This is a genomic window from Pelagibacterium sp. 26DY04 (assembly GCF_031202305.1).
GTDB lineage: Bacteria > Pseudomonadota > Alphaproteobacteria > Rhizobiales > Devosiaceae > Pelagibacterium.
This window is the reverse complement of the sequence record NZ_CP101731.1, coordinates 221918-237480: the sequence shown is the minus strand read 5'-3', so window position 1 is coordinate 237480 and position 15563 is coordinate 221918. Positions and strand designations below refer to the sequence as shown.

Annotated in this window: 20 protein-coding genes; 6 read left to right on the top strand and 14 right to left on the bottom strand. The window is 64.1% G+C overall.

Going from position 1 to position 15563, the window contains the following annotated elements; translation table 11 throughout:
- Positions 1–10: 10 nt before the first annotated feature.
- The 5 genes from ugpA to NO932_RS01120 all read right to left on the bottom strand — a co-directional run bounded on the left by ugpA (position 11) and on the right by NO932_RS01120 (position 5786).
- Positions 11–895 carry a sn-glycerol-3-phosphate ABC transporter permease UgpA gene (gene ugpA / locus NO932_RS01140; protein WP_309163233.1) on the bottom strand — a complete coding sequence of 295 codons (885 nt, stop codon included), beginning with the start codon at positions 893–895 and terminating at the stop codon, positions 11–13.
- Positions 896–966: 71 nt separating this feature from the next.
- Positions 967–2298, bottom strand: coding sequence for a sn-glycerol-3-phosphate ABC transporter substrate-binding protein UgpB (ugpB, locus tag NO932_RS01135; RefSeq protein ID WP_309209196.1), 1332 nt, complete (start codon positions 2296–2298; stop codon positions 967–969).
- Positions 2299–2444: 146 nt separating this feature from the next.
- Positions 2445–3647, bottom strand: a complete 1203-nt coding sequence (locus NO932_RS01130; protein ID WP_309209195.1) for a TRAM domain-containing protein — start codon at positions 3645–3647, stop codon at positions 2445–2447.
- Positions 3644–4549, bottom strand: coding sequence for a ribokinase (locus NO932_RS01125; RefSeq protein WP_309209193.1), 906 nt, complete (start codon positions 4547–4549; stop codon positions 3644–3646). The genes NO932_RS01130 and NO932_RS01125 overlap by 4 nt, the downstream gene beginning before the upstream one ends.
- Before the next feature lie 73 nt (positions 4550–4622).
- On the bottom strand, positions 4623–5786 hold the full coding sequence (locus NO932_RS01120) for a hypothetical protein (protein WP_309209191.1): 1164 nt from the start codon (positions 5784–5786) through the stop codon (positions 4623–4625).
- A 123-nt stretch (positions 5787–5909) separates the two neighbouring features.
- On the opposite strand from NO932_RS01120, the gene NO932_RS01115 reads away from it, so the two are divergent.
- Positions 5910–6503: a helix-turn-helix transcriptional regulator gene (locus NO932_RS01115; RefSeq protein WP_309209190.1), complete on the top strand. Its 594-nt coding sequence runs from the start codon at positions 5910–5912 to the stop codon at positions 6501–6503.
- A 7-nt stretch (positions 6504–6510) separates the two neighbouring features.
- On the opposite strand, the gene NO932_RS01110 is transcribed toward NO932_RS01115, so the two are convergent.
- The gene (locus NO932_RS01110) at positions 6511–6900 is read right to left on the bottom strand and encodes a hypothetical protein (protein WP_309209189.1); all 390 of its coding nucleotides are present in this window, start codon (positions 6898–6900) and stop codon (positions 6511–6513) included.
- Positions 6901–7126: 226 nt separating this feature from the next.
- Between NO932_RS01110 and NO932_RS01105 the strand changes: the two genes are divergently transcribed.
- The gene (locus NO932_RS01105) at positions 7127–7918 is read left to right on the top strand and encodes a YbaY family lipoprotein (RefSeq protein WP_309209188.1); all 792 of its coding nucleotides are present in this window, start codon (positions 7127–7129) and stop codon (positions 7916–7918) included.
- Here NO932_RS01105 and NO932_RS01100 read toward each other — a convergent pair.
- Complete coding sequence (locus tag NO932_RS01100; RefSeq protein WP_309209187.1) at positions 7910–8401, bottom strand: MmcB family DNA repair protein; 492 nt, start codon at positions 8399–8401, stop codon at positions 7910–7912. The genes NO932_RS01105 and NO932_RS01100 overlap by 9 nt on opposite strands.
- 196 nt (positions 8402–8597) lie before the next feature.
- Here NO932_RS01100 and NO932_RS01095 point away from each other — a divergent pair, with 196 nt between their 5' ends.
- Positions 8598–8864: a DUF1127 domain-containing protein gene (locus tag NO932_RS01095; RefSeq protein WP_309209186.1), complete on the top strand. Its 267-nt coding sequence runs from the start codon at positions 8598–8600 to the stop codon at positions 8862–8864.
- 110 nt (positions 8865–8974) lie between these two features.
- On the opposite strand, the gene ureG is transcribed toward NO932_RS01095, so the two are convergent.
- The 6 genes from ureG to NO932_RS01065 form a co-directional block, all read right to left on the bottom strand.
- Entirely contained in the window at positions 8975–9607 is a 633-nt protein-coding gene (gene ureG / locus NO932_RS01090) for an urease accessory protein UreG (protein ID WP_309209185.1), read from the bottom strand.
- Entirely contained in the window at positions 9604–10284 is a 681-nt protein-coding gene (locus NO932_RS01085) for an urease accessory UreF family protein (protein ID WP_309209184.1), read from the bottom strand. The genes ureG and NO932_RS01085 overlap by 4 nt, the downstream gene beginning before the upstream one ends.
- Positions 10277–10750, bottom strand: a complete 474-nt coding sequence (locus NO932_RS01080) for an urease accessory protein UreE (protein WP_309209183.1) — start codon at positions 10748–10750, stop codon at positions 10277–10279. Before NO932_RS01080 ends, NO932_RS01085 begins: the two co-directional genes overlap by 8 nt.
- A 57-nt stretch (positions 10751–10807) precedes the next feature.
- Positions 10808–11185, bottom strand: coding sequence for an MliC family protein (locus NO932_RS01075; protein ID WP_309209182.1), 378 nt, complete (start codon positions 11183–11185; stop codon positions 10808–10810).
- Between the two features lie 89 nt (positions 11186–11274).
- On the bottom strand, positions 11275–11595 hold the full coding sequence (locus NO932_RS01070) for an AzlD domain-containing protein (RefSeq protein ID WP_309209181.1): 321 nt from the start codon (positions 11593–11595) through the stop codon (positions 11275–11277).
- Positions 11592–12248, bottom strand: a complete 657-nt coding sequence (locus NO932_RS01065; RefSeq protein ID WP_309209180.1) for an AzlC family ABC transporter permease — start codon at positions 12246–12248, stop codon at positions 11592–11594. The genes NO932_RS01070 and NO932_RS01065 overlap by 4 nt, the downstream gene beginning before the upstream one ends.
- Before the next feature lie 347 nt (positions 12249–12595).
- Here NO932_RS01065 and NO932_RS01060 point away from each other — a divergent pair, with 347 nt between their 5' ends.
- Together NO932_RS01060 and NO932_RS01055 are read left to right on the top strand one after the other, a co-directional pair.
- Positions 12596–12829: a BrnA antitoxin family protein gene (locus tag NO932_RS01060; protein WP_309163252.1), complete on the top strand. Its 234-nt coding sequence runs from the start codon at positions 12596–12598 to the stop codon at positions 12827–12829.
- A gap of 18 nt (positions 12830–12847) precedes the next feature.
- Entirely contained in the window at positions 12848–12985 is a 138-nt protein-coding gene (locus NO932_RS01055) for a DUF6481 family protein (RefSeq protein WP_309163254.1), read from the top strand.
- A gap of 1 nt (position 12986) precedes the next feature.
- Here the strand turns inward: NO932_RS01055 and ureC are convergent, their stop codons facing one another.
- The gene (ureC, locus tag NO932_RS01050) at positions 12987–14699 is read right to left on the bottom strand and encodes an urease subunit alpha (protein WP_309209179.1); all 1713 of its coding nucleotides are present in this window, start codon (positions 14697–14699) and stop codon (positions 12987–12989) included.
- Between the two features lie 158 nt (positions 14700–14857).
- On the opposite strand from ureC, the gene NO932_RS01045 reads away from it, so the two are divergent.
- Complete coding sequence (locus tag NO932_RS01045; RefSeq protein WP_309209178.1) at positions 14858–15547, top strand: hypothetical protein; 690 nt, start codon at positions 14858–14860, stop codon at positions 15545–15547.
- Positions 15548–15563 lie beyond the last annotated feature (16 nt).

Here is a 15563-nt window from a genome sequence, read left to right as displayed (position 1 = left end):
GGCGGCGCCTCTAATACTGCACCCGCCGTTCCACATAGCGGAACTGCACGAAGGTAAGGAGGATGACGAACAGCATCAGGACCACCGACTGGGCCGATGACGAGCCGATATTGAGGCCGATGAACCCGTCCGAATAAACCTTGTACACAAGGATGTTGGTGGCCTGATTGGGACCGCCCTCGGTGGTTGCGGCGATGATGCCGAAGGTGTCGAACATCACGTAATTGACATTGATGATGAACAAAAAGAACGTGGTGGGCGAAAGCAGCGGGAAGACGATGGTCCAGAACCGCTTGAAGGGGCCCGCGCCATCGATGGCCGCCGCTTCGGTGAGCGAGTGCGGGATCGACTGCATGCCGGCTAGAAAGAACAGGAAATTGTAGGAAATCTGCTTCCAGCTCGCCGCGATGATGATGAGGATCATCGCGTGGTCGCCATTGAGGTTGGCGTTCCAGACGACGCCGAAATAGCGCAGCATATAGGGCAGGATGCCGGTGGAGCTATTGAACAGGAACCACCACAGAATGCCAGCGACCACCGGGGCGACGGCATAGGGCCAGACCAGCAGGGTGGTATAGGCTTGGGACGAGCGGATCAGCCGGGAGACGGCGGCCGCGAGCAGCAGCGCCAGTCCCATGGAAATGGCGGTCACCGCGACGGCAAAGATCACGGTGCGGCCGACCGAATTGAGATAGAGCGGATCCTGGAACAGGCGAATGTAGTGGGTGAGGCCCACGAACTGGGTCGAGAGCCCGAAGGGGTCGGTGCGCTCGAAGGAGGATTTGACCGCCTGGGATGCCGGCCAGATGAAGAACACCAGGGTGATGATCAATTGGGGCGCCACGAACAGATAGGGCAGCGCCTTTTGGGGAAAGATTGTGCGTTTGGTTTCCATCGTCCGCCCGTCGCAAAATGTCGAAGGGCCGGCGCGCTGGGGCCGGCCCTTCCTTTTTGTTGTGACGCCGCTTAGCTGTTGGCGGCTTCGAACTCACGCAGGATCTGGTTGCCGCGTTCGACAGCCGAATCCAGGGCTTCCTGGGCAGTCTTGGTGCCGTTCAGAACAGCCTGGAGTTCTTCATCGAGAACGGTGCGGATCTGGGGCATGTTGCCGAAGCGAACGCCCTTGGAGTTCTCGGTGGGCTCGTTGAGGTTGATCTGGTTGATGGCGGTATCGGCGCCGGGGTTCTCGTCGTAGTAGCCCTGCTCCTGGCTCAGCTCGTAAGCGGCAGTGGTGACCGGGAGGTAGCCGGTGGCTTGGTGCCAAGCGGCCTGGACTTCAGGCGAGGAGAGGTAGGTCAGGAACTCGGCAACGCCTTCGTATTCAGCGTCTTCGTGACCCGAAAGGGTCCAGAGCGTCGCGCCACCGATGATCGAGTTCTGCGGGGCGCCTTCGACGTCGGCAAAGACCGGCAGCATGCCGAAGCCCACTTCAAAGCCATCGGCATTGGCCAGAACGCCGGCGCGCGAGGCCGAGGAGTTCATGTACATGGCGCATTCGCCCGAATAGAATTTGGGGGCGTTGTCGGCGCCGCCGGCAGTGCCGCCATACGAATAGATGCCGGCTTCCTGCCACTCGGCCAGCTTTTCCCAGAGGCGAACGGCCAACTCGTGGTTGAAGGTCAATTCGCTATCAAGACCGCCGAAGCCGTTTTCCAGCGTGCCATAGGGCACGTTGTGCAGGGCCGAAAGGTTTTCGGTGCCGAGCCAGGTGGCGGTATAGGCCATCACGAAGCCGCATTCGGCAGCGCCGGCATCAAGGATCTGTTGCGAAAAGGATTCGATTTCTTCCCAGGTGGCGGGAGCAACTTCAGGATCGAGACCGGCGGCTTCGAACGCGTCCTTGTTGTAGTAAAGGATCGGGGTCGAGGAATTGAACGGCATCGAAAGCATATTGCCGTCGGTGTCGGTGTAATAGCCGGTGACGACCGGCAGGTAGGCGGACGGGTCGAAGTTCGAGCCGTGGTCAGCCATGAGCTGATAGACCGGGTAGACGGCGCCCTGGGCGGCCATCATGGTGCCGGTGCCCACTTCGTAGACCTGAACGAGGTGGGGCTGTTCGCCGGCGCGGAAGGCAGCGATGGTGTTGACCAGCGATTCCTCGTATTCGCCGCGATAGGAGGGGACCACGACATATTCGTCCTGGCTGGCATTGAAGTCCTCGGTGATGGCGACCAGACGCTCGCCGAGCTCGCCGCCCATCGAATGCCACCAGGAGATTTCGGTCTGGGCGAAGGCCGTGCCAGCGCCAGCGAAAAGTGCGAGACCAGCCGTGCCGCTGGCCAGGAGTGTCTTGAGCATGTTGCTGTCCAAACCCTGATTGAAGTTTTCGGCGGCGCGAAGCCCGCCCCTGCCGTTGCGGCACGAGACGTAGGGCTTGGTCTTGACTCCTGCGTGACAGAGAGATGACAGATTGATGACTGTGGAAACCCCCGTCTTGTGGGCGATCAGGGGCGTTCGAAGCGGGCGAACACTTCCGTGTGCGACGAAAAGGCGAACTGGTCCAAAGGCCTAACAGGGCCGATGACATAACCCGCTGCGACCAGTGTTGCCGCGTCACGGGCGAAACTTTGCGGATCGCAGCTCACATAGGCGATGGTTTTGACCTTCGATTTCGCCAGTTCGGCGATCTGGGCCTGGGCGCCGGCGCGGGGCGGATCGAGGACGACGGCGTCGAAATGGTTGAGCTCGAACGGGCCGAGCGGTTCGCGGAAGAGGTCGCGTTTTTCGGCCGCGATGGGCTTGAGCCCCTTGGCCTTGCGCTTTGCCGCATCGAGCGCGGCGACGGCGGGGCTATCGGAATCGGCGGCAAGGACGGCGGCACGTTCGGCCAGGCGCAGGGCGAAGGGGCCGACGCCGCAGAACAGGTCCGCCACCTGCCTTGCGCCGGCCACGGCCTTGACGACCAGTTCGGCAAGAGCGGCTTCCGCCGCTTCGGTGGCCTGAAGAAAGCTGCCGACCGGAAGCGGGACCTGGGCGCGGCCCATGGTGACCGTGGGCTGGCGGTGGATGATCAGCGGCTCGCCATTGAGCGAAAGCCGGGCGAGATCGAAGGCGCGGGCGAGATCGGTGAGCTTAGGATTCGCCTTTGTGCCCTTGGCGCGGACCGCCACGTCGAGGCCCATATCCGAGGCGGTGAAGGCCACATCGCAGGGCCCGACGGCAGAAGCGAAATCGCGGGCGATGCGCGGGGCCTGGGCAAGGGCGGGGACGAGGATCGGGCAGCGGTCGAGATCGTGGATTTGGTGGCTGCGCAGCGCCATGAACCCGGCAGCAGAGCGCGTGGCATGAAAGGTGGCGCGGCGACGGCCGGCGCCATAGGCGATGATGGGGTCGTTGACGTCGGCGGCAACACCGGCGCGCGAAAGGGCATCGACGACCAGCGAGCGCTTGAATTGGCTATAGGTTTCAGCGCTCAGATGCTGGAGCTGGCAGCCGCCGCAGGCGGGAAAATGCGGGCACGGCGCAGCGCTTCGGTTGGGGCTGGGTGCGAGAATATCGAGGAGCGTGCCGCGATTGCCTTCGATGGTGACCGCGACGGTTTCCCCGGGCAGGGTTGCGGGCACGAAGATCGGCTTGCCTTCGACCAACGCCACACCCTCGCCGCGATGGCCGAGCCGGTCGATGACGAGGGTGTGAGTTGCGCTCATTTTGGGGCGGCGAGTCGGGCCGTGACCGCATCGATTTCCGGAATCGAGGGCTGGGCCCCATGGGCGAGGCAGGCAAGACCCGCTGCGACTCCGGCCCGCTCCATGGCGGAAGCCAGATCGAGGCCTTCGGCCAGCCCGGCGGCGAGATAGCCCACGAAGGTGTCGCCGGCCCCCACCGTATCGAGCGGGGTGATCTTGAGCGCCGGAGCGGAGACGATCTGCCCGTTGGCGGCGGCGAGGGCGCCGCGCGACCCGAGGGTCGCGACCACGGTGACACCGATCCTTTCGGCCAGCCAGGCGACCGCTTCGTCCTCGTCGAGTTCGGGAACGTCGAGCATCGCGAGCACGCCGGTCAGTTCGGTTTCGTTGACGACCAAAACGTCGATATGGTCGAGAAAGCCGAGATCGAAATCGGTGAAGGGCGCGAGGTTGAGGACGACTTTGGCGCCCTGTTCCCGCGCCAGCTTGGCGGCGGCGATCGAGGCCTCTATAGGGGTTTCGAGCTGGAGCAGCAGCCAGTCACCGGCCGCGATGCCGGCCTGTTCGAGCGCTGCGGCGGTCAGGCGCGAATTGGCGCCGGGGAGAATGGTGATCATGTTCTCCCCCTCCTTGTCGACGATGATCAGCGCGGTGCCGGTATGGCGATCCATGCGGCGCACGCCGGACAGATCGACCCCGGATTCGCGCAACAGGGTGAGCGCCTGGGCGGCGAAATCGTCCGAGCCCACGCAGCCCACCATCCTGACCTCGGCGCCGGCACGGCTGGCCGCGAGCGCCTGATTGGCCCCCTTGCCGCCCGGGGAGAGTTCGAGCGCGGTGCCGAGCACGGTTTCGCCCGGCCGCATCAGGGTGGGGGCGTGGCCGATCAGGTCGATATTGATGGAGCCGAACACGACGATCACAGCGCTATTTGTCCTTTGCCGGATTTGAGTTGGCCCCTTGTGCCAAGGGAGCGCGGCCAACTCAATGGGAAAGTCAGATCGCGGCGGAAATGCGCAGGCCGATGCGGGTTTCGTCATAGGTGGGGGCAAGCCCCTCGACGCGGCGATAGCGGGCGAGCGCTTCGAGGTGCAGGCCGCCCGCCGGCATCCAGCGGGCGATGAGTTCGGCTCCGTGCTCGGTTTCGATCAGCAGATCGAGGGCGGGGCTATGGATCTGCTTGGCAAATCCGGCCGCTTCGAGCGCCCATTGCGGGGCGGGGGTCAAGAGGATGGAGCCGCGGGCCTTGAGGCGCCAATCGGCGAGGCCGTCGGCGGGGTCCTCGGTGTCGGTGGCCGCTTCCAGCGTCGTGGCGAGGGTGAGGATTTCGTTGACCGCAAGCTCGGAGGCGAATTCGGCATAGGGGGTCAGAAGCGAATCGATCGAAGTGTCTTCGGGGATGAGGAGATCGATGCCGGCGCGCAGCGTTGCCGAGCTTTGGGCGCCGTCGGAGAGATCGAAACCGGTCGCGAGGCGGGCGATCGAGAGCGGGAACCGGACGAAGGCGGCCTGCTCGTCCGACGAGACGAGGACAGCCGAATACTGCGCGCGGGCGGCAAGCGCGGCGGTGGGGCTCAGGGGGTAGGCCAGATCGAGGCCGGCGGTCAGCGTATCGGTGACCGCCTCCGTGCGGGCAGGGGGCAGGAGGTTGGCCTCAAAGCGCGCGTTGCCGGGGCGCTGGGCGGCATAGGCGAAATCGGCGCCCGCGATCGCATCGCCCAGCGCGGTTTCGGCGCGCAGGCGGGCGAGGGCGGCGAGGTTGGGCTGGACGATGCCGAGCGGGCCGGCGAGGGTGGCAAGGCTCTGGCCCTCCTCGCCATAGGAGATAAGCAGACTGCCGCGCAGGGCGGTGTCGGCGCCGAGGCGGGTTTCGGCCTCGAGCGTGGCGGAGGCGGCCCAGTCGTTTTCGCGCCAGAGTTCACCATAGCGCGTGTCTTCGAAGATGATGGTGCCGCGCAGGGCGAAATCGCCCTCGCCCGTGGTGATGCCAAGGCTATGGGTGTGGGTGATGTAGAAATCCGCGCCGCCATCCGCGGTTCCCTCGACATTGGAGGTCCAGCCGGCCTCCGCGCTCGAGGCGAGGGAAGGGGCCGGTTGCGCGGTGGCCGGTGCGCTGAGGCCGAGGCCAATTGCGAGGACTGCTGCCCTTAGGATGTTCACCTACCGTCCCCCACAAGCAATGTTCACGCGCCCGGTGCTTTGATCGGGCTCGATGATGGGGGCGGCATGGTGAAGGTTTTCGCGCCGGCCGGACCCGTACTCCTACGTAACGGGTGGTGTTGCATGGATCAGAGCATCGATATCGGGATGGCGCTGCGCAGCTTTCGGATCAAGACGCGCATCAATCAGGACGCGATCGCCAGGACGCTCGGGGTGAGCCAGAGCCAGGTCTCGCGCTGGGAGAGCGGGCGGGACCAGCCGCGTGCCGCCAATCTCGATGCCATAAAGGCGTTGATCTGGGGACGTGCCGATCCGGTGCTGGCGGGGCTGATCCATTATGTGCGTGGGGCGCAGGCGCCGCTCGTGCTGTTCGACGCCGGGCTCGAGATCGTCGCCGCGAGCCCGTTCCTGCGCGAAAGGGGCGGGCCGCTCAGGCTCTTCGGCTGGCTGTTCGATGGAGAGATCAATCCCGCGCTTGCCGGGATGGCCAGGCGGTTTGCCGCTTTGGCGAAGAATGAGCCGGTGATCGCGCTCGAGATCCCGTTTTCCCATGAAGCGCGGCCCTGGGCGTGCCATGGGCGGCTGACCGTCAACCGGATCGGGCCGGATCTCTATGCCATAGGCGAGATGAGCTTTACCCGCGATGAACGCCAGAGGGTGACGCGGATCGGGCTCAGACCGGCAGCCCGGCCCGGCGCGGGGCCGAGCCGGGTCTAGGCGGGGCTTACCAGCCGAAGCGGGAGAACGAACGGTAGGAGTAGTTCGAGCCCCACTGGTTGCCGACCATGTTGCCGGTGCCAACGACGTTGCCCGAACCGGGAACGATGGTGGCGTCGCGGCCGGCGATCACGCCGCCATGGGGAGCGGTGCTGTGGCCCGAGCCGGTGACATTGGTGGACGCGTTGGACGCGCGGCTCGAACCGAGCAGGCCCGAAAGCAGGTTGGAGCCGTTGAGGATGCCGCCATTGAGCACCGAGACGTGACCGGTCTTAACGCTCAGAAGATTGCCCAGGCCCAAAAGACCGCCATTGCCCGAGCCGAGCAACTGGGCCTGAGCGGGAGCGGCGGCGATGGCGAGGGTGGTAGCGACAGTCAATGCAGCGAGAAGTTTCATGTTTGCCTCCTGTTGGGAAGGGATAAGCCCTTCGACGCAAACGAGAAAATTGCCGACCTCCGCGTTCAGCAATACTTAACCATATTATTATGCGTTTCATGCGGCTTATGCGCCGTTTGCCACCATTTTAACCAGCGCGATTAGCCAAACACCCCCGTTCAGACCCGGTTCAGCGCCGGTGCGGCAAGCAGGGCGCAAGGCTAGGCCAGGATGAAAGGACCCTTCCATGCGTGTCAGATCCCCAGTGTTTTCGATTGCAGCCTTCTCTGTTTTGCTGATGGGTGGCGCGGCGATGGCCGACGACATGACGATAACCGGCGACATTTCCTATCGCGAACGCATCGCCCTGCCCGACAATGCGGTGGCGACAGTGTCATTGGTCGACGTGTCGCTGGCCGATGCGCCGGCCCAGACGCTCGCCCAGGACGTGATCGATCCGGCCGGACAGGTGCCGATCGGCTTTATCCTCAATTTCGATTCCGACGATATCGTCGCCGGGCACAGCTATGCCATTACGGCCCGCATCGAAGTGGGGGGCGAATTGTGGTTCATCAACGACACGCGTGTGAGCGTCGATCCGGAAAATCACGACGCCCCGGTTTCCGTGCCGCTGGTCAATGCCCGTGGGGTGAGCGACACGCCCGCCGATGAGACGGCCACCGGGGAGACCGAGCAGCTGCCCGGCACCAGTTGGACCCTCGTGGCGCTGGCCGGGGAACCCATCGCCGAGGACGTGGAATCCACGCTGATCTTTGGCGAGGATGATGGCTCGGTGGGCGGCAATGGCGGCTGCAACAGCTATGGCGGCTCGATCGCCTACCAGGAGGACGGCACGATCGAGATCACCGAAGTGTTTTCCACCATGATGGCCTGCCAAGACCCCAAGATGAGCACCGAGCGGGAGCTGTTTGACGCGCTGGGAGCGGCGACGAGCTATGCCATCGAGGGCGAAACGCTGACGCTGATCGACGAGGGCGGGACCGCGCTTGCCGAATTTGCCGCCGAGGCTTCAGAATAAGCCATCTTCGCGTGTTGCCGGGTCCATCAAGGCATGGACCCGGTCCGCCCCGAGCCGGGCGAGCTTTAAGAGCATGGCCTTGCGGCGCGCGCCGGGCAGCGGATCGTGCTGGGCATGGCGCAGGATATCGCCCCAATGGCCGTCGGCGACCATCAGCCCTTCGCTGTCGGGGAAGATTTCCGCTTCCAGCTCGGGAGGCTTGCAGAAGAAGAACCGGTCGCAGAAATCCTTATAGTTGGGCCATTTGGCATCGACCTTGTAGTCGATGAGGCTCGACTTGATCTCGACGATCCAGATCTCGCCCTTGCCGCCCAGGGCGATGACATCGGCGCGCCGTCCATTGGTGAGCGGCACTTCGGCAAAGCAGGTCATATCGTGCACCGAACGCAGGAAGCGCATCACCCCACGCTGCACGCGCAGCGCGGTGGGCGACTGGCGGCCATCGACGAGAACAGGTTGCAGGGCGGAATCGGCGTCACTCATGTTCTCATTTTATTCCCATCGAGGCGCGGTGAACAGCCCCAAGCGTGTTTCAGGATTGAAACGGACATTGCAAAGCGCGCCGTAGCGCGGGTGCCGGTGCAGGGCGCATAGTCGCGATTGCCGGGGCCGATATGCCCCGTCTCTTTCAACCATCAACAGCTTTGCGCGGCGCGTTCGGCGCTGCCGGAGGTTTGCCATGCCCGGTTTTCTGCCAAGGGCGCTGGCCGATTGGCTGGCGTTTCACACGCTTTATGCGGCGCTCAGGCGCCTTGATCCTCACCTTAAAGCCGATCTGGGGCTGAGCGATGCCGATCTGCGGCGGTTGAGCCGCAAGGCGATGCATCACAAGGGGCCGATTTCGATCTATCGGCTGGTCGAGGAGGATTTTGAGGAGGAAGCCGAGGCGGTTTCCGACCCCAGGCGCGAGGATGCCTATGGGTGCGGGGAGGCCGTGAGGGCCTGAACGCCTTCGGCGAAAAGGGGCCGTTCGATTCCGGGAATGGCCCCAGGACAGGGGGATTGTGGGAGCCAAAGAGGGTCGATGCTTGCGCTGGAGGTTACCGAATTCCGGCGCTAAAGTGCCATTTCTCCTCGCACCAGTCCGCCATGACGTTCCAGGAAGGTGACGATATCCTCGACACCTTTTCCGCGTTTGAGGTCGGTAAAGACGTGCGGTTGGCCTTCGCGCATGCGGCCGGCATCGGCGTCCATGACGGAGAGGTCGACTTCGACATAGGGGGCGAGATCGGCCTTGTTGATGACCAGTAAGTCCGAGCGCGTGATGCCCGGCCCGCCCTTGCGCGGGATTTCCTCGCCCTGGCAGACCGAGATGACATAGAGGGTGATGTCGGCAAGATCGGGCGAGAAGGTCGCCGCCAGATTGTCGCCGCCACTTTCAATGAAGACGATGTCGAGATCGGGGATGCGGGCATTGAGCTCGGCAATGGCGCGCAGATTGATCGAAGCGTCTTCGCGGATCGCCGTGTGCGGGCAGCCGCCGGTTTCCACCCCGACGATGCGCTCCTCGGGCAGCGCCTGCAGGCGGGCCAGCATCAGCGCGTCTTCCTTGGTGTAGATGTCGTTGGTGACCACCCCCACCGAATAGTGCTCACGCAACGCTTTGCAGAGCTTTTCGGTCAGGGTGGTCTTGCCCGAACCGACGGGACCGCCGATGCCGACGCGCAGGGGGCCGTGTTGTGAACTCATGAGCGGAATATCCTTACGCCGAGGTCTTCATGTCTGAGGCTTGCAATATCGGTGCCATAGGAGAGCCCGGAAACGTCATTGAGCGTTGCCACGCCCGCATCAGCGGCCAGAGCGAGGATGGCGGGCTCGAGCGCCGCCTGCACCGCAAGCCCGGCGCTCTGGCCCAGGGGGATGAGGCGGATGCCTACGGAAATCTGCTGGGTGATGGCGGCATTGGCAAAGCCGGTGATCGTCGCCTCAAGCGGAACCGCATGCAGTCCGGCCATGGCGCCGAAGGCGATGGGAAGGGCGAGCGGGCCGGCAAGGATTTCGGCAAGCCATAGCGGATGGTCCGCCGGCCAGGCGGCGGCGGCATCGAGAAAGGAGCGGGCCTGCTCGCGGGTTTCCTTGTCGCGATCGGCCGATACCTGCAGGGCGAGGCAGAATTGATTGGCGGCGGCGAGCGTTTGCGCCTCCCCATTGCCCACGGCGCGGGCAGCGATGGCGAGGAAATAGGCATCGGTGCGCAAGGCGCCGCTGTGAAGGTTCCCGGCGATCCAGCCCGAAAGCTGCTCGGCCGATTTGACCCGGTTCTCGGCAATGGCGGTTTCGAGCCCCTGGCTATAGGCAAAGCCGCCAATGGGAAAGGCCGGCGACAGCCAGGAAAAAAGGCGCACCAGCCCGCCCGGGTCAGCCATGATGGTGCCCATGCCCGTGCTCATGACCCGAATAGGCGCCGCGCAAAGGCGAAAAGGGCGCGCTGATTTCGGTGACCGTGGCGCCGAGGCCTTCGAGCATCTCCCTGATCACATGGTCGCGCCCGATCAAGAGGCGCTGGGGAACACCGGATCTGCTTTCGATCTGGCAGGGCAGGTGCCGATTGCCGATGTGCCAGCACAGCTCGGCCATGTGCGCGACCGAGCGGCCGGTGATGGCATAGAGCGCTTCGTTTGCCGCGACGATCTCGGCCAGGCGCCCATCTTCGAGCCGCAGCGCGTCGCCGGTTTCGAGCGCCACGGTCTGGGCAAGATCGACAAGGACGTCGAGCCCATTGTCGAGCGTGATCAGCTTGCGCCGCAGGGCGCGTTGGTCATGGGCAAGGACGGCACGTCCGGCGATGTTGCCTTGCCACTGCCCCTTGGGTTCGATCGCCATTGCGCGCATGAAATCGGTCTCCGCTTGCCTTCATCGCACCGGACGAAGCAAGAAGCGCGCCAGCGATCAGGGGATTTCCTCGATGCTGTGGCAGGTGACGGGTTCGGCCTCCGACTCGCCCTCTGCGGTCATGGCATCGGAAAAGAACGCCTCGTTGCCGCGCGTCCACCACTCGTACTGGCCCGAAACATAGCGGGCACCCGAGCCCGAGATGACGTTGACGAAGATGAGATTTTCCCCCTCGACCGGCACCATGGCAAGGAAGATGGGATGGGCGTTGATATATTCGACCACCATGGGCTCTTCGATGCCGTCGCACTGATAGGTGGTGACGTCGCGCTGGGCGTTGCCTTCGAGCTCAAGCACCAATTGCATCGAGGTTTCGACGGCAAGGGCGGGCAGCGCGGCAAGGCTGAGGGCTGCGGCAACAACAAGGGATTTCACGGGGCGGCCTCCTCGACAACCAGTTGATTCCTTATCGAATCGTAACACCGGCGAGGTGGCAGGACCATGACCGCGCACCAATCGCGCGATCACATCAGGGCGAAAACGAAGCCGTAGACGATTGCGCCCCCCACCGTGGCGATGGAGATGTCCCGGCGCCAGAGATAGAGCGCCACCACGGCGGCCGAGCCGATCAGCAGCGGAGCGACGGACTGAAGGTCTGGCGAGAGCATGGGCAGGATGGCGCCCACAAAAAGCGCGACGATGGCCGCCGGGCCGGTGGCCGAGAGGAACCGGCTGAGCGGAGCTTCGGGATCTCCCGTGCCGCGCATGAAGCGGGTGGGCAGATAGCGCAGCATCCATGTGCCCAGGCCAACCAGCAGGGTGATGGCGAGAAATTCTGCGTTCATGCCGAAGCCCCCCGGACGAGGAAAAGGCTCGAGAGCGCGCCCGCGACCATGCCGCCCAATATGCCCACCGTGGGCGAGACGAGAAGGATGAGCGGCAGCGTTACGCAGACGGTGACGATCACCACAGGGATGTGCTTGCGCGTCAAAAGCGAGAGCACCATGGATAAAAACAGCGCCGGCATCAGGAACCCCATGGCCGCATCGACTGCCGGATAGGCGCTGAGCGCTCCGCCGGCCAGGGCGCCAATCGCCGTGCCGATCACCCAAGCGAGATAGGGTCCAGTGGCGATGCCGAACATGAAGCGTGGGGAGAAATAATCGGCCGAGCGGTTGAGCGCCACGATGGCCGAGCCGAAGGCTCCATCGGAGAGAAAAAAGCTCCAGGCCCAGGCGTGGCGCTTGCTGGCCTTATCCCGCGCCGCTTCGATGATGGCCGGACCGTAAAAGACGTGGCGCACATTGGTGGCGATGATCGAGAGCGCGGTGACGATGATCGGGGCGCCCGAGCCCACCAGGGCGAGGACGAGGAACTGGCTCGCCCCGGCATAAACCACCGCCGAGAGCAGCGTCGCCTCGAGCGCCGTGAACCCCGCCTTGACCGCCGCCACCCCGAAGGCGATGCCGACCGGAACATAGCCGATGGCAATGGGCATCGAGGCGCGGGCACCGGAGGAAAAATTGGGATGGGCGGGCATGGCAAAGGAGGCGACGATTGAGCGGGGGCGCGAGCTTAGGATGGATCGGAAAGGATGGCCAGTGGGCTGGGCCGCCGAAAGTGCTGATCCCAGCCGAAAGGGCGTTCCGCCTGCAAGTAGCCTATGGCAGTAAGAGCGCAGCAAAAGCCGAAGGCATGCTCGATCACGCTTAAATTGCTTGCCCGCCGTGCCTCGCTGCTCTATCGGTTCGCCTGCCCCTGATCTTCGCCGATCGAGGGTTTTGGCCCGGTCGGAGTTTCCACCTCCTGGCCGGGTCATCGATTTCCTAACATGGTGTCGAGACAATGGCCCATACGCCCCGCCGACCGACCAGCGCCAAGGAACGGGCCGAGGCCGCGTTCAAAGCCGCAACGACCAGGCCGGAAGAGCCCAAGGCCAGATCCAATCCGATTCCCGTGGGCAAGGAGCTTGTCTCGATCCGTATCGATCGTGATGTCCTCGCGCATTTCCAGGATGACGGCCCCGGCTGGCAAGAGCGGATCAATGAGGCGCTGCGCAAAGCGGCCGGCCTCAGTTAAGGCGAGGGAGCCTGCCAAATGAAGAAGTCCAAGCTTCCCGATCACGCCGACCGGCGCAAGACGTCCGACGACGCCAAACGCGCGCTGCTCGAAAAGATCAAGGCCACGCAAAAAGCCGGCAAGCCGGCTGCCAGGGACGAAAAGCCGTCGAGCTAGCCTAGAATAGAAAATACCGCTGCGCCATGGGCAGTATGTCGGCCGGCTGGCAGGTTAAAAGCTCGCCGTCGGCGCGCACTTCGTAGGTTTCGGGATGCACGGTGACCTCGGGGGTCAGGCTGTTGTGGATCATCGCGGATTTGCCGATGCCGCCGCGGGTGTTGGCGACCGCGAGCATGGGCTTGTCGACGCCCAGGCGTTGCTGGAGGCCGTCGTCGAGGGCTGCCTGGGAAACGAAGGTGATCGAGCTGTGGGCGACGGCCTTGCCGAAGGCGCCGAACATGGGACGGTAGTGCATGGGCTGGGGCGTGGGGATCGAGGCGTTGGGATCGCCCATGGGGGCGGTGGCGATGGTGCCGCCAAGCAGCACCAGCTCGGGTTTGACGCCGAAAAAGGCCGGGCTCCAGAGAACCAGATCGGCGCGTTTTCCCACTTCGACCGAACCGATATGGCCTGAGATACCGTGGGCGATGGCGGGGTTGATGGTGTATTTGGCGATGTAGCGCTTGACGCGGAAATTGTCGTTTTCGCCGGTTTCCTCGGCCAGTCGCCCGCGCTGGCGCTTCATCTTGTCGGCGGTCTGCCAGGTGCGGATGATCACTTCCCCCACCCGGCCCATGGCCTGGCTGTCGGACGAGATAATCGAGAAAGCGCCGATATCGTGAAGGATGTCCTCGGCGGCGATGGTTTCGCGGCGGATGCGGCTTTCGGCGAAGGCGACGTCCTCGGGGATCGAGGGGTCAAGATGGTGGCAGACCATCAGCATGTCGAGGTGTTCGGAAAGCGTGTTGATCGTATAGGGGCGCGTGGGGTTGGTGGATGAGGGGATGACGTTTTCGAGCCCGCACACCTTGATGATGTCGGGCGCATGGCCGCCGCCGGCGCCTTCGGTGTGGAAGGCATGGATGGTGCGGCCCGCAAACGCGGCGATGGTATCTTCCACAAAGCCGGATTCGTTGAGCGTATCGGTATGGATCATCACCTGGATATCCATCTCGTCGGCAACCGAGAGGCAGGTGTCGATGGCGGCAGGGGTGGTGCCCCAATCCTCGTGCAGTTTCAGCGCCGCGGCGCCGGCCTTGACCATTTCGACAAGTGCCTCGGGAAGCGAGGCGTTGCCCTTGCCGGCGAGCGCGATGTTCATGGGGAAGGCGTCGAAGGATTGGATCATGCGCCCGATATGCCAGGGGCCGGGGGTGCAGGTGGTGGCCAGCGTGCCGTGGGCGGGGCCGGTGCCTCCACCCAGCATGGTGGTGAGGCCGGAGGTGAGCGCTTCCTCGATCTGCTGAGGACAGATGAAATGGATATGAGCATCGAACCCGCCGGCGGTGAGGATCTTGCCTTCCCCGGCTATCGCTTCGGTGCTCGGGCCGATGATGATATCGACGCCGGCTTGGGTGTCGGGATTGCCCGCCTTGCCGATGGCGGCGATCACGCCGTCCTTTAGGCCCACATCGGCCTTGTAGATGCCGCTGTGATCTATGATCAGCGCATTGGTGATCACGGTATCGACGGCGCCGGCGGCGCGGGTGGTTTGCGATTGTCCCATGCCGTCTCGGATCACCTTGCCGCCGCCGAATTTGACCTCTTCGCCATAGGTGGTGAGGTCCCGTTCCACCTCCACGAAAAGCTCGGTATCGGCCAGCCGCACCTTGTCCCCGGTGGTGGGGCCGTACATGTCGGCGTAAAGGGCGCGGGAAATCCTGGTGGCCATCACTGTGCTCCTTGGTGGGGCGGAATGCCGGCGCGGAACCGGGCGACACTCCAGTTTGAATGCGTCCCAATGCTCCGAAACTGCATGCAACCGGATCGGACCTTGCCCGTTTTTACGGTCCGAGGGGCGGTAAACGTACACTCAAACGGAGAATGGAAATGAACAAGCTCTCTGCTCTTGCTCTTGGTACGGCCTTGACCCTGTCGATGCCGCTGGCAGCTCTTGCTCAGGATGCCGGAGTTGATGCCGGCGCGGGCGTCGATGCCGGGGTGGAAACCGACGCCGGCGCTGGTGTGGATGCTGGCGCTGGCGTGGACGCCGGTGCTGGCGCTGATGCAGGTGCCGACGCGGCCGCTGGTGCTGAAGCGGGTGCTGCAGGCGATGCGGCGGCCGGGGCCGGTGCCGATGCTGCCGGCGGAATGTCGACCGACATGACCTATGGCGATCTCGATGCCGCGCTCCAGGGCGCAGGCACGGCCGACCTTTCCATGGTCACGGCCGATACTGAAATCCAGATCGTCGATATCTCGACCCTCGGTGAGGAAGGTGAATTCACCGCCCAATCCTATGCCGAGAGCCGCGCCGATTATGAAGCCGATATCGATACGCTGCAGACCAATGTCGAAGGCAATGCCGATGTGGTCGCCGCCATCGAAGCGGCAGGCTATACCACCGAGGATGTGGTCGGCGTCTGGATGGAAGGGGATACGTCGCTGGTCGTGTTCGTGGAATCCCAGCAATCGCCGGAGGCCGAGGCTGCCGAAGACACGGGCACTGAAGAAGCCGACGACATGAACACCGATGCGGGGCTCGAGGCTCCGACCCAGGGTGAAACTACCACCCAATAAGCGATCGCCAAGGCTA